Source organism: Priestia sp. YIM B13490, assembly GCF_042787735.1.
Taxonomy (GTDB): Bacteria; Bacillota; Bacilli; order Bacillales; family Bacillaceae_H; genus Priestia; species Priestia megaterium.
Genome location: NZ_JBHZOT010000002.1, coordinates 212,004 through 225,257, shown reverse-complemented (window position 1 = coordinate 225,257; position 13,254 = coordinate 212,004). Strand labels below are relative to the sequence as shown.

General features: G+C 38.1%; 14 protein-coding genes. 6 read left to right on the top strand and 8 right to left on the bottom strand.

Annotated features, from left to right (window positions below):
* Nucleotides 1–103: 103 nt before the first annotated feature.
* The 4 genes from ACFX4R_RS06590 to ACFX4R_RS06575 form a co-directional block, all read right to left on the bottom strand.
* Nucleotides 104–1,267: an aminotransferase A gene (locus ACFX4R_RS06590; RefSeq protein WP_043979583.1), complete on the bottom strand. Its 1,164-nt coding sequence runs from the start codon at nucleotides 1,265–1,267 to the stop codon at nucleotides 104–106.
* A gap of 96 nt (nucleotides 1,268–1,363) precedes the next feature.
* Nucleotides 1,364–1,585 (bottom strand): IDEAL domain-containing protein, encoded by a 222-nt coding sequence (locus ACFX4R_RS06585; RefSeq protein ID WP_013082268.1) that lies wholly within the window; start codon nucleotides 1,583–1,585, stop codon nucleotides 1,364–1,366.
* Nucleotides 1,586–1,788: 203 nt separating this feature from the next.
* Nucleotides 1,789–1,983 (bottom strand): hypothetical protein, encoded by a 195-nt coding sequence (locus tag ACFX4R_RS06580; RefSeq protein WP_013056022.1) that lies wholly within the window; start codon nucleotides 1,981–1,983, stop codon nucleotides 1,789–1,791.
* A 113-nt stretch (nucleotides 1,984–2,096) separates the two neighbouring features.
* The gene (locus tag ACFX4R_RS06575) at nucleotides 2,097–2,696 is read right to left on the bottom strand and encodes a TetR/AcrR family transcriptional regulator (protein WP_043979581.1); all 600 of its coding nucleotides are present in this window, start codon (nucleotides 2,694–2,696) and stop codon (nucleotides 2,097–2,099) included.
* 296 nt (nucleotides 2,697–2,992) lie between these two features.
* Between ACFX4R_RS06575 and ACFX4R_RS06570 the strand changes: the two genes are divergently transcribed.
* Nucleotides 2,993–3,898, top strand: coding sequence for a chemotaxis protein (locus ACFX4R_RS06570; RefSeq protein WP_162213852.1), 906 nt, complete (start codon nucleotides 2,993–2,995; stop codon nucleotides 3,896–3,898).
* Between the two features lie 49 nt (nucleotides 3,899–3,947).
* Here the strand turns inward: ACFX4R_RS06570 and ACFX4R_RS06565 are convergent, their stop codons facing one another.
* Nucleotides 3,948–4,415, bottom strand: a complete 468-nt coding sequence (locus ACFX4R_RS06565; protein WP_013056025.1) for a YkyB family protein — start codon at nucleotides 4,413–4,415, stop codon at nucleotides 3,948–3,950.
* A 255-nt stretch (nucleotides 4,416–4,670) separates the two neighbouring features.
* Nucleotides 4,671–5,183, bottom strand: coding sequence for a L,D-transpeptidase family protein (locus ACFX4R_RS06560; RefSeq protein WP_016763420.1), 513 nt, complete (start codon nucleotides 5,181–5,183; stop codon nucleotides 4,671–4,673).
* Between the two features lie 109 nt (nucleotides 5,184–5,292).
* Here ACFX4R_RS06560 and ACFX4R_RS06555 point away from each other — a divergent pair, with 109 nt between their 5' ends.
* Both ACFX4R_RS06555 and ACFX4R_RS06550 read left to right on the top strand, forming a co-directional pair.
* Nucleotides 5,293–6,819: a Ppx/GppA phosphatase family protein gene (locus tag ACFX4R_RS06555; protein WP_377569160.1), complete on the top strand. Its 1,527-nt coding sequence runs from the start codon at nucleotides 5,293–5,295 to the stop codon at nucleotides 6,817–6,819.
* A 73-nt stretch (nucleotides 6,820–6,892) separates the two neighbouring features.
* On the top strand, nucleotides 6,893–9,016 hold the full coding sequence (locus ACFX4R_RS06550; RefSeq protein ID WP_237074671.1) for an RNA degradosome polyphosphate kinase: 2,124 nt from the start codon (nucleotides 6,893–6,895) through the stop codon (nucleotides 9,014–9,016).
* A 39-nt stretch (nucleotides 9,017–9,055) separates the two neighbouring features.
* On the opposite strand, the gene ACFX4R_RS06545 is transcribed toward ACFX4R_RS06550, so the two are convergent.
* Together ACFX4R_RS06545 and ACFX4R_RS06540 are read right to left on the bottom strand one after the other, a co-directional pair.
* Complete coding sequence (locus ACFX4R_RS06545) at nucleotides 9,056–9,349, bottom strand: hypothetical protein (protein WP_043979576.1); 294 nt, start codon at nucleotides 9,347–9,349, stop codon at nucleotides 9,056–9,058.
* 145 nt (nucleotides 9,350–9,494) lie between these two features.
* Nucleotides 9,495–10,361 carry a metallophosphoesterase gene (locus ACFX4R_RS06540; RefSeq protein ID WP_043979575.1) on the bottom strand — a complete coding sequence of 289 codons (867 nt, stop codon included), beginning with the start codon at nucleotides 10,359–10,361 and terminating at the stop codon, nucleotides 9,495–9,497.
* A 171-nt stretch (nucleotides 10,362–10,532) separates the two neighbouring features.
* Between ACFX4R_RS06540 and fadH the strand changes: the two genes are divergently transcribed.
* The 3 genes from fadH (at nucleotide 10,533) to ACFX4R_RS06525 (ending at nucleotide 13,241) form a co-directional block, all read left to right on the top strand.
* Nucleotides 10,533–11,297, top strand: a complete 765-nt coding sequence (fadH, locus tag ACFX4R_RS06535) for a 2,4-dienoyl-CoA reductase (RefSeq protein ID WP_074894348.1) — start codon at nucleotides 10,533–10,535, stop codon at nucleotides 11,295–11,297.
* Between the two features lie 105 nt (nucleotides 11,298–11,402).
* Nucleotides 11,403–12,614 carry an EAL domain-containing protein gene (locus ACFX4R_RS06530; protein ID WP_013056032.1) on the top strand — a complete coding sequence of 404 codons (1,212 nt, stop codon included), beginning with the start codon at nucleotides 11,403–11,405 and terminating at the stop codon, nucleotides 12,612–12,614.
* A 156-nt stretch (nucleotides 12,615–12,770) separates the two neighbouring features.
* Nucleotides 12,771–13,241 carry a DUF3993 domain-containing protein gene (locus tag ACFX4R_RS06525; protein ID WP_043979571.1) on the top strand — a complete coding sequence of 157 codons (471 nt, stop codon included), beginning with the start codon at nucleotides 12,771–12,773 and terminating at the stop codon, nucleotides 13,239–13,241.
* Nucleotides 13,242–13,254: the final 13 nt, after the last annotated feature.

The window sequence follows — 13,254 nt, the reverse complement described above, 5'->3', positions numbered from 1 at the left end:
ATTTTATAATGATACACTATTGAAGTCAATTTATATGCTTCTAGTATACCCGCTCTTATGTGCTGTCACTCACAAAAAAATGCATACACTTCTTACCATCGGCTTAGCGTGATTGACGAGATGTAAGATAAGCTTCAATTCGATCACAGGCTTCACGCAGCGTGTTCATGGAATACGCATACGACAGGCGTACATATCCTTCACCGTGGGAAGAAAAAGCGCTGCCGGGTACTAGTGCAACACCTGCTTCTTTTACTAACTCCAGGGCAAAATCAAATGAATTGCTGTGGAAGTTCTGAATAGAAGGGAAGATATAAAAAGCACCCGTCGGCTTTTCTACGTCAAATCCCATGTTTACTAATCGGTCATACACATAATTCAGCCTTTGTTCGTATTCTTTTTTCATATCCACCGCATCGTTTTTACCTGCTGTCAGTGCCTCGAGTGCAGCTGCTTGAGAGACAGAAGAAGCACAGCTCACGTTGTATTGATGAACTTTTAAAATATGTTTGGCTAAATAAGAAGGAGCAAATAAAAGGCCAATTCGCCAGCCTGTCATAGAATGAGACTTTGATACTCCGTTAATAACAATTGTTTTCTCTCTCATAGAGGAAATAGAGGCAATGGACTGATGTTTTTTATCAAAAACGAGCTCGCTGTATATTTCATCAGATAGTACAAAAATATTTTTATCGCTTAAAAGAGCGGCAATTTCTTCTAATTCTTGCTGTGACAACGTCACGCCTGTAGGGTTAGACGGATAAGGTAAGATGACGCATCTTGTTTTAGACGTCAGATGTTGTTGGATTAAATCCGCTGTTAGTCGAAATCCTGTTGCGGTTGTATCAATATGTACAGGTTTAGCGCCGTTTAACCGGATAAGCGGTTCGTATCCTGGGTAAACAGGTCCAGGTAAAATAACTTCAGAATCTTCTTCTAAAATGGTGCGAAGAGCAATGTCAATTGCTTGACTAGCTCCAATGGTCACAATCACTTCATCCGCTGGGTTATAGTGCAAGTCATATTTTTCTTTGACAAATTGAGCTGCTGCCTCGCGCAGTTCTATTGTTCCAGCATTGTGGGTATAAGAAGTTTGGTTACCATCAATTGCAGATTTTGCCGCTTCTTTTACATGCTGTGGTGTTAAGAAGTCAGGTTGTCCAATTGTAAGGGATAAAACATCTTGGTATTGTGAGACCATATTATAAAATGTACGTATTCCTGATAGTTCAATTTCTTTGACACGTTTATTGATTAAGTGCTCCATGGTTTCAAATCCTTCCGCGTATTTTCAACTCATTTTATCACAATGAAAATAGGTAAAAAACCACTATTTGCGCATTTTGCAAATAGTGGTTTTAAGTTAGGCGTTATATAGCTTATTATAAGCAGTTGTTAGTTCATAGAATTGTTCTTCGTCTCTGTTATCTAACGCATCGTCGATAAGAGACTTCAAATGCTGTTTATTAAAGTTTGTACTCATAGTCGTTAAAATACGATCAGCTTCTTTCGCGTAATAGTGTTGGTAAGGTGTGTACTGAGATGAGTGAGGATAGTGATTCATATTTTTTCGATAAGAACTCATAACATAAACCTCCTTTTTTAAAATAAAACGCAGCTTCTATTACTTGAAATGTACCCTTTCTATATAGTTGTTAACCCTGTTTTTAGCTGCGAATGTGCTGAGGTATGTGTTAGGAAATCAGAGATTCCTCGCTTCACGTTCAATTCTAGATTCAAAATAATAAGCGCATAAAAAGACCTGCATATATATGCAGGTCTTGTATATTAGTCAGTGTGTATTTGGCCTTCACGCCAATAAACGGGGGAAACGTAGCCAAAATCAACTTCATGATCGTCCAATGTTACAACGCAGTGATCAGAGCCTTCTTGTTCTTTAATATCTTGATATACAGCTTCTTCTACGTTTTCAATAATGGTCATTTCATTATCGTCATTAAAAAGAATGACGGAGCCTTTCATATTACGAACACCTTCTTTTAAGATTATTCATTCACTTTGTGTAGTATAAACCGTTTTGGCTGTAGAGTCCACAGCTATCTTCGATTTCTTGTTAAAAATTTGTGAACAGGCTTTTAGGAATGAATAAGAAACCCTCTAAATAGAAGAGTAACCGACTTGTCTATTCTTTCTTGAAGGGTAGCAGAGTCGGGTTGGTTGGTACACCAGTAAAGAAGTGTGCCAAAAAAATTAAGTATAGCAATAGAAGCCATTTCTTCGGCAGGGATATCGACTATAAGTTCACCTCGGTCTTGTCCTGTTTGAAAAACTTTTGTAAAATGAGCACGCATTTTTTCAATTTGAAGAATTTCGGATTGTTGAAAGGAACTGTTGGTAATAGCAATATGAAACCAAGAACGGATTAGGTGAGGGTTCGCTTCTTCGTTTGATTGTGCTAGTAATAAAAACAGTTGTTTAACAATGGCAGCAGTTGGTTCTTCTGTTTGAAGGAGCTGTTCTAATTTGTAGGAGATACGGTTTGTAAAATTAATTCCAAGGTAGTGAAGAACTTCTTCTTTTGTTTTGAAGTAATTAAAAAATGTTCCCTTTGCTACACCCGCTTCATGGGTAATTTGAGACACAGTCGTTTTTTGATATCCCTGCTGTTGGAATAAAGAGATAGCGGCTTTTTGGATGCGTTTTTTTGTTTCTTCTTTTTGTAATCCTCTGTTCATAAATTACACCTCGTTCGAATAGGAGTAGTCGTTTGACTCAAGTTCATAAGCTAGTATAGAGAAGTAAAGTAGAGCAATTAAAAAACTGAGCAGAGGATGAGACGAAAGGGATCGACGCTCATGTTTTTATATAGTATATAATATTCTGTTAATTCGTAAAACAATATTTTATGTATATGTTTTAGGGAAAAAGGATAACAAAATAAGAAAATTTTTCTTTACGGATATAAGAGGCGGTCACTATAATGGGAAATATGGACTATTAGATAAGCAGGTGAGATGAGAGGAGTAAGTATATGAATCCAGATAAAGGAATACTGTTGGAAAGTGGTACAAACGAACTGGAAATTGTCGAATTTGAGATAGGAAATGTTTGGTTTGGCATTAATGTAGTAAAAGTTAGAGAGATTATTAATCCCGTATCTATTACACCTGTTCCCAATGCGCATTCTTACATAGAAGGTATTATAGAGCTAAGAGGGGAAGTACTTCCTGTTGTTGACATAGCAAAAGCGTTAAAAATGGAACCTTCAAATACGCCTGAAAAAGATAAGTTAATTGTTACAGAGTTCAATCAGCAAAAAATTGTCTTTCATACCCATGCAGTGACGCAAATTCACCGTATTTCTTGGAAAGAAATTGAGAAGCCTTCAGATTTGTATCAAGGTTTGGAAACGCAGATTACTGGAGTGGTAAAATTAAACGGTCAAATAATTCTGCTGTTAGACTTTGAAAAGCTGATTTCTGACGTGAACCCTGATGCGGGTATTAATCAGTCGAAAATCAAAAAGCTAGGGGCTAGGGAACGCTCTAATAAAAAGATTGTCGTGGCTGAAGACTCTCCGCTGCTGCGCCGAATGATTGAAGATACTCTTGCACAAGCAGGTTATGAGAACACGGAATTTTTTGAGAACGGTGAGGAAGCGTGGAACTATCTAAGCTCAGTGATCGATGAAGGTGTGGAAATCAGTGATCAAGTCCAGCTGCTTATTACAGATATAGAAATGCCGCAAATGGATGGGCATCATTTAACTAAAAAAGTGAAAGAAAATCCTCAGCTTTCTATACTTCCAGTCATTATCTTCTCTTCTCTTATCACAGAAGATTTACGTCACAAGGGAAAGATGGTAGGAGCGGAAGGACAAGTAAGTAAGCCGGAAATCGGAGAGCTTGTTGAGTTGATCGATCTCTATATTTTGTAGGATCACAAAAAAGTGCCTGAAAGCAGATTGCTCCACTTCAGGCACTTTTTTAAAAATAACTTTTACCCAGCGGTTTAAACACAGGTGCTTGCCGTTTTCTTGGAGTCGAAACAGGGCTTTTAGCCGGCTGTACGAGATGACCCGTATATTTAGATAATAAGCGCTTCGCATAAGATAATGACATAGTCGTTTTGGGATTTCGATACTGATGGTTTAAATGGCCGAGGTGTGATAACTCTTTGAAGTCTTCTTTCTTTGGAGGCATATGGAAAAAGTAGTCTCCAACTGATACAAGTACATCTGATTTTTGTTGACTTTTACCAGGGTTTGGCGAAAAGTGAAGTCCTTCTTTTTTGGCTTTTCCTTCTAAAATTAGTTGATCTAATGCAATTTTCTTTAACGTATATAACTGCTTAGGATCAGGAGCAGCTTTTGCGTGACGATTTACAGTGAAAATAGCTTGTGCAATCTCAGATACAGACGGGGTCAAAGAGCCTTGTCCATTTGCTTGAGACATACGTTCACTCCCTTTCTATCATATCAGCTGTTCAACCTATAAGGTGAAAGCTGATACGTTCATTATAGCGTGTCTTGTCCCATTTGAAAATAATTACACGAAGAAGTATTTTGGTAATTAATGAAATTTCCTATGTATAGGGTTTGTTTTGTTACGCTTCCTTATACAAGTAAAGTGGAACAGCACGCCATACTTTTTATTTTTAAAAAAATGCTGCTCCCACAGTTAAACCATCATTGATTAGTAAATCCCGAACTATTGAGCCATTCGTCGAGAAGGTCGAATATAAACACCAGTCCCATTTGGCACAATTTGAGCTAGCTCATTTACTTGGGCATTATACATGCGAATGCATCCTTTGGATACGGCTTTTCCAATAGAACTTGGATCATTTGTTCCGTGAATGCCATATGACTTTTTAGACAAGCTTAGCCACATTGTGCCAAAAGGCCCCCCGGGGTTTGGCTCCCGGTTAACGATAACAAAGTCTCCAGTAGGGGTTGCGCTCAGCATTTTTCCTGCTGCAATGGGATAGACTTTTTGTATGATATTATTTCTTCGTAATTCAAGCTGCTTTTCAGCAATAAACACGTGGATCGTGTAAGGAATGAGCTCTTTATCAGGGAGGTTTGGAATGATGATTACTTGCCCAGGCTTCAGCGTACTATGGCTTACAAAAGGATTAGCCATCCACAGATCTTCAACCGGAGTCCGGTAGTCACCTGAAACGCTTTGCCAGGTTTCACCGCGCTTTACTATATATCTCATTAACTTCGCTCCTTTGATATATGACTATGTTGTAACAGTATACGGTTGAAAAAAGTAAAAGTGACTTTTGTGAGCATAAAGTTATTTTGAAAAAGGTGTTGAAATTACATTGACTTATAAACATGGACTGATTGACATAGGTTCAAATACGATACGCCTTGTTATTTATGAATACAAAAAAGGCAGAGGATTTAAGCAAATTGAAAACGTGAAAGTAGCTGCACGGCTTCGAAATTATTTAAGTAAAGAAGGAGTGTTAACGGCTAAAGGAATATATACCTTGCTTGATACGCTTAAAACGTTTGGAGTTATTATCAAGCATCAGCAGCTGCCGAACGTTACCTGTGTGGCCACAGCTACCATCCGTCAAGCGGCTAATGCAAAAGAAGTTCTAGAGCATGTAAAAAAAGAAACGGGCTTTTCTATTCAACTATTGTCTGAATATGAAGAAGCGTATTACGGCTTTGTTGCCGTTATTCATTCCACTTCGATCGAAGAAGCCATTACAATTGACATTGGTGGGGGAAGTACGGAAGTTACGTATTTTCGCAATCGAGAGTTAGTGCAGTACCACAGCTTTCCGTTCGGTGCCTTATCTCTGCGTCTGCAGTTCGTCAAAGGCAATATTCCCACTGCAGAAGAAAAAGTAAAAATCCGCGATTTCGTGATCCGGTATTTCCATACTGTCCCGTGGCTTTTAAATCGCCAAGTTCCGATTGTAGCAATTGGAGGAAGTGCAAGAAGTATGGTGCAAGTGCATCAAGGTCTTATCCACTATCCTCTCGCCGGGCTGCATCAATATGAAATGAACTTAGCTGATATATTGCATGTGAAATCTGCTATAGGCTCATTGTCTTATCACAATCTTCAAAAGCTAGACCGCTTGTCAAAAGATCGTGCGGATACAATTTTGCCAGCGATTGAAGTATTTCAATCATTATATGAAACAGTCAACGCGACTCGCTTCATCTTAAGCCGCAAAGGCTTAAGAGAAGGGGTGTTATTTAAGGAAGCATCTGATGCTAATATCCAGCCAATGTACCCCGATGTCATACAGCAAAGTTTTCAAGAAATAATGGAAGAGTTTGAAGTAAATAAAGATTATGTCAAACAGCTTACCCGCACAGCTATTATGATGTTTCAGCATTTTAAGGAGCAGGGACCGGTTGATTTAAAAGAGGATGACTTAGCGCTTCTTATAAAAGCTGCGCAAGTGTATGATATAGGAGAGTATATTGATGCCGAATCAAGCAGCCAGCATACGTTTTATGTGCTTGCTAATCGTACAATCGATGGAATTTCACATAGAGAACGTTTAAAGCTGGCACTTGTTTCTTCATATAAAGGGAAGTCTTCTTTTAGGCAATATGTTGCTCCTTTTAAAAAGTGGTTAACAAAAGAAGAACAAAAAAAAGTCCAGCTGCTCGGTGCGGTTTTAAAAATAGCTGACGGTTTACATGCAACAAAGCGAAATGTTATTCAACATATTGACATGAAAAGCGATGAAAACACAGTTGCGATTAAACTATTATGTACAAAAAACTTTCGTCCTGAACAATATCAGGCTGAAAAACAGAAAAAGCATCTAGAAAAAGTAGTGAAAAAAAATATTGTTCTTGAATTTGCTAAGCTTTAGAATAACGCTGAATCGGTTAGAATATTCAGTATAGCTAACTAGATTAAATCCATTATCCTGGAAGGTGAGGCTAATGTTAGAAAGTAATCGCACTTATAGGCAAACCATACAAGTGGCTGATTCAGCTTATTACAATAATCGTGAATTGAGCTGGCTGGCTTTTAACAAGCGGGTGCTGGAAGAAGCAGTAGATACGAAAAACCCTTTGCTTGAGCGGTTTAAATTTCTAGGAATTTTCAGTTCAAATTTGGATGAGTTTTTTATGATTCGGGTAGCCGGATTAAAAGATCAAGTGAAAGCTGGATTTAGCAAACCTGAAAACAAAGCAGGCTTAACTCCTAAACAGCAGCTATTTTCTATCTCTAAACAAAACCACGATCTAGTCAAGCAGCAGTATGATACGTATATTCATACACTTCTTCCCGAATTACAGAAATACGGCGTGGAAATCATTGCGGTTGAAAAGTTGGAGAAATCAAATCTAGATACGCTTGAACAGTATTTTGACGAGCAAATCTTTCCCGTATTAACTCCTATGGCTATTGATACCTACCGGTCGTTTCCTATGTTGATGAATAAAAGCTTGAACTTAGCAGTCGTCCTTTCAGAAAATTTAAATGATGAGCAGCAAATTGCTGAAATAAAAGGAAGGCTAGCTATCGTTCAAGTACCTTCGATGCTAACGCGCTACATTGAAATAGCCACATCAGATTCTACCCGTCTATTTGTATTGCTAGAGGATGTGATTGCCTATTTTATTAAGAAGTTGTTTAAGGGATATCGCGTTTCTTCCGTTTCTCAATTTCGAATTACCCGCAACGCAGATATGACTATTCACGAAGAAGACGCTCAAGATTTACTAAAAGAAATTGAAGAAGAGTTACAGAAGCGAAAATGGGGAGCGGCTGTTCGTCTTGAGATTAAGAGTCCATATGATCAGGGTGTACTAGCGTATTTAGAGTCAGTACTTGAAATTGACGATGAAGATGTGTATGAGATCGAAGGACAGCTGGATTTAACCAGTTTATTTTCGTTTTATAGATTACTTAACTCTACGCATGAAAAGTTGGCTGAAAAAGCCTTTATTCCTAAGCTTACAACAGAGTTACACCCGGATCAAAATATTTTCGATCAAATGATTCAAAGAGATATTTTGCTTCACCATCCTTATGAATCGTTTAAGCCGGTACTCGATTTTGTTAACGGTGCAGCAGACGATGAAAATGTGCTTGCTATTAAGCAAACGTTATACAGGGTAAGCGGAGATTCTCCCGTTATTAAAGCATTAAAACGAGCGGCTGCAAAAGGTAAACAAGTGACGGTACTAGTTGAACTAAAAGCGAGGTTTGATGAAGAGAATAATGTGCAATGGGCTAAAGAGCTAGAGCGGGCAGGGTGTCACGTGATATATGGAATGACGCATTTAAAAACGCATGGTAAAATTACGCTCGTGGTGAGAAGAGAAGGAGAGCATATTAAACGGTTTGTTCATCTTGGTACTGGGAATTACAACGATGCCACAGCAAAGATCTATACGGATATAAGTCTTTTTACTGTCAACCGAAACATCGGGATAGATGCGGCCAATTTTTTTAATTACTTAAGTGGCTATACGCAAAAACCAGTATATCATCATTTATCCGTTGCACCATTTGATATAAGAAATGATTTTTTGCATCTCATTGATCAGGAAATCCATTATCATAGACGGTATGGCAATGGAAGAATCATTGGGAAAATGAACTCATTGACGGATAAAATTTTAATTATGAAGCTATATGAAGCTTCTATAGCTGGTGTGACAATCGAACTCATTGTTAGAGGAGCGTGCTGCTTGCGCCCTCAAATTCAAGGCGTTAGCGAGAATATAAGAGTAAGAAGCATTGTCGGACGATTTTTAGAGCATAGCCGAATCTATTATTTTCATCATAATAAACAGGAAAAGTTTTTCTTTTCATCTGCAGATATGATGACAAGAAATATGGTGAAACGAGTAGAAATTTTATTTCCTATCTTGGATACATATTTGAAAAAAAAAGTGTGGAAGTGGCTTGAAGTTATGCTTGCTGATAATGTAAAAGCACGAGAACAAGACCAAGAAGGGAATTATCATTACGTCATAAAAAAAGACCATGAGCTCTCTATTAATAGTCAAGAGATTTTTTGTCAATATGCTCTTTGCGACAATCAAGAATAACATAAAAAAAGCCGAGTGCTCGGCTTTTTAGTCATGTTATTATCTAGGAATGGGACCAACAGGACCGTATCCAGGTCCGTAGTATGTGTTATAAACAGGAGCACCGCCTCCATAGCCGGCACCAGGGAAGCCTCCTCCAGGAAATCCACCGCCGTAAAACGGAACTGGATAAGGATAAGGTGGTGGACAGCACCCAGGTCTGCCTCCAAAACCGCCAACAGCTAGTCCGCCAAGCAGCCCACCAGCTAAGCCAGCAACAAAAGGAAATCCAAAAAAGCGCTCGTCACCATTTGGAATATTACGATATCCTGTATAGGGATATTGATAGTACATAATTTAACCTCCTTGTCAGTTGTCTTTGTAGTGTATGGCTGAACGGAAGTTTTTGAGCCTGGTTTATTTCTTTAAGACTAGAATTAGGCGGTCATAATCAGCTAAAAAAAGACAATCAACATAAAAACGCCCTGTAAGGGCGTTTTTATGTTGATTGCAGGGTGAAAAGCGTAATTTCAGGCGTAGCTAAAAAACGAAAAGGAATGCGAGTGGTTCCTAAGCCTCTATTCACATAAAGCTTCATTTTAGAATCTCCAACTTCGTACATTCCTTCAGGGTAAACCGTCCCAAAGGGCGGTGTAATTAAAGGACCGTAAAAAGGAATTTGAATTTGGCCTCCATGACTATGGCCGGAGAGCTGAAGATCTACTGGAAAAGGAGCTGCTTTGACAGCAACGTCCGGTTCATGAATCATAGCAATAGAAAAAATATCCGGCTGTAATTGCCCTAGCGTTCCTTCATATTGTGGATTCCCAAGCATAATATCATCGAGTCCACAAATATGAATGTAGCTTTTATCAGGCATGGATACCGTGTCAACTTCATTTACTAAAAGTCTAAATCCTGCGTCTTCAATGGCTTGTTTATAGATATTTGTTCCATATCCTCCGTGATCATGGTTACCATATATAGCATATTTTCCAAGAGGAGCCTGAAGCCTCTGTAAAATCGGGGGAATTCTTTCTGGATGCGGGTATTCATTAGGTACATCCATTAAATCTCCGGTAAATAATATAATAGTAGGCTTCAAATTATTTATGGTCACCATAAGCTGTTCTAGTTGTAATAAATCATAAGAGAGTCCAAGATGAACATCACTAAATTGTAAAATTTTTATTCCGTTAAAGCTTTTCGGAATATTTTTAGAAGTAATTGTATGACGAACAATTTGCAGACGTCTAGGCTCAATATATTTGGCATATGTATACCCAAAAGACGTGGTGAGCAAAGACCCTAACGAAATAGACGCTAGTCCTTTCAAAAAAGATCGTCTTGTATACGTCTTTTTCATGCAAAATCAACCTATTCCTTATAGTTTTCAAGTTTTCATTATAGCATTGTTTTTTTTATCATCACAACGAGAAGCCTGCTTTTAAGTTAAATGGATAAAAATTTCACTTTATTCAGAAAAAATAGTAAAATGATAGTTGTAAAACACTTATGTTTTGGGGAGGAAGATACATTGAAGAACAAGGTCGTAATTGTTACTGGCGGTTCAAGTGGAATGGGAAAACATATGGCAAAGCGATTTGCAGAACAAGGTGCTCATGTGGTAATCACAGGTAGATCAGCCGATCGATTACAAGAGACAGAAAATGAAATTAAAACGTTTGATGGACAGGTACTTTCAGTGGTGATGGATGTACGCAATCCAGAAGATGTGGAACGAATGGTTCAAGAAACGGACAAGGCATTTGGCCAAATTGATTTTTTAGTTAATAATGCTGCAGGCAATTTTATATGTGCAGCTGAAGACTTATCCATTAACGGATGGAACAGCGTAATTAATATCGTATTAAATGGTACATTTTATTGCAGTTCCGCAGTAGGGAAATATTGGATCAATAAAGGCGCAAAAGGGGCCATTACAAACATTGTGGCTACATATGCCTGGAACGCAGGAGCAGGTGTTATTCATTCAGCTTGTGCCAAGTCAGGAGTTTTAACCATGACGCGCACGCTCGCAGTAGAGTGGGGGAAGAAATATGGTATACGGGTAAATGCGATTGCACCAGGGCCGATCGAGCGAACAGGAGGAGCCGATAAATTATTTGAGTCAGAAAAAATGAAAGCGCGTACATTAAATTCTGTACCATTAGGACGCCTTGGAACTCCTGAGGAAATAGCCGGATTAGCTAGTTTCTTATTCTCCGATGAAGCGTCTTATATCAATGGGGAATGCATTACAATGGACGGGGGACAGTGGCTAAATCAGCATCCTTTTTAAGTTTGGATACGCACTAAAAAGTACAAAGCAATCCGAGAAGGACTAGCAAAATTATGCTATTCGTATTATACTAACGTAAAGTGAACAAGGAGAGGGGAGAGTTGAGTGGACCCGTTAGATGTATTAACAAACATAGAGAAAACTCTTCCGTATTATCAAGCAATTTTTAGTGCAGATGGACATAGAGTAATTGGCTATGAAGTGTTGGCGAGGTTTCAAAATGAAGGGGAAATTGAAAGTCTCGGCCCATTCTTTCATGATGATGCGATTCCGGATGAATATCGCATAGAAGTTGATTATGCTGTTTTAACACAGGCGCTCGAGCATATGTTGACCCAGGAAGAACAATTTTTAATTTTTATTAATCAGAACCCTAATTTATTAATGAACGATCATGGAGAATCCTTGCTAGAATTATTGCAACTTTTCGAAAATAAAGGATTATCGCTTGATCGAATTGTTCTCGAAATTACAGAACACAATTTTAGTGGAGATTTGGAATCACTTCAACACTTACTAAAGTATTATCAAACATATGGTATTAAGATTGCAATTGATAATATAGGAAAAGAAAGTAGTAATCTAGACAGGATTGGGTTGCTTTCACCAGATATCTTAAAAGTAGATTTACATATTCTGAGACAAACGGACATGGCGCAGTCGTATCAAGACGTATTGTATTCTTTATCTCTGCTAGCAAGAAAAATGGGTGCTACGCTTCTATACGAAGATATAGAAGCCTCCTATCAGCTGCAATATGCATGGAGAAACGGAGGCAGGTATTTTCAAGGTTATTATTTACATAAGCCGGCTGCTGAACTTGTCGATCCGAACATCTTAAAGGATAAACTAAAGGAACGTTTTGAAATGTATATCGCTCACGAAAAGAAAAAGCTGCTTGCTGTTTACCAGCTGACAGAACGCTTTCAAGATAAAATGCAGCAGGTAATGACAAAGTGCAGAAAGCTAGAAACGTATGACGATATGCTGCCTGTTATTGCAGAAGAACTATCCAACGTGTGTTTTCGCCTTTACATCTGCGATGAAAACGGATTTCAAAAGTCTTCTAACTATGTAAAGAAAAACGAGGATTGGATTCTTGAACCTGAATATGTAAAGAAAAATTGGAGCTGGCGCCCATATTTTCTTGAGAATATTATTCGAATGAGCTATGAAAAAAAAGGCATATTATCAGATTTGTATAATGATATTGAAACAGGTGAGAATATCCGGACTTTTTCGTATCCGATTGATAATATGCACTATATATTCCTTGATATTTCATATTCTTTTTTATACGAAAGAGACGTTTTGTAGAGAATAAATAAGTTAAAGTTAAACCGGCAACCAGCAAAAGTGGTTGCCGGTTTTTTATGTTTTTTTAGAGGAGAACGACAGTCGGTTGTAGGGATATGCATAGGCAGGGGAATTTTCGGAATTCTAATAAAAAAGAAGTTAAGGAGCTGATTTAATTTGAATAAAATATGCTTACTTGTCTTTTTGCTGATTGTCTTGTACTCAGGAAAATCTGTTCATGCAGAAGTATCAGGAGAGACTAGGCATGAAATCTTTATAAATTTGCAGGACGCTTATCAGGCTCAGCTAAGAGCTGCGTCTGCTCATACTAATCAAGACGCTGTTCGTGAGCTGAAATTGTTTTTAGATGATGAGTATGCATCTGTGTTTTTTAATGAGGCTCTCTTACAAAAAGCTCAAGGGTATGTCGGAGAGGGACCTGAATATTTAACACACTACATCCCTTTCTTTTCTTTTGATGAACAAACGAAGGTAGCTCTTCATTCCGACCAAAACAAAGCTTATGTCTATCAATTTTTTCCGGCTGTGCATAATGAACGGGTAAAATACCAAGATCATTACGAAATGATCACGTTAGTAAAAAAACAAGGGAAATGGAAAGTGCAAAAGTTTATATATAGTAAGTAACACTCAAAATAGC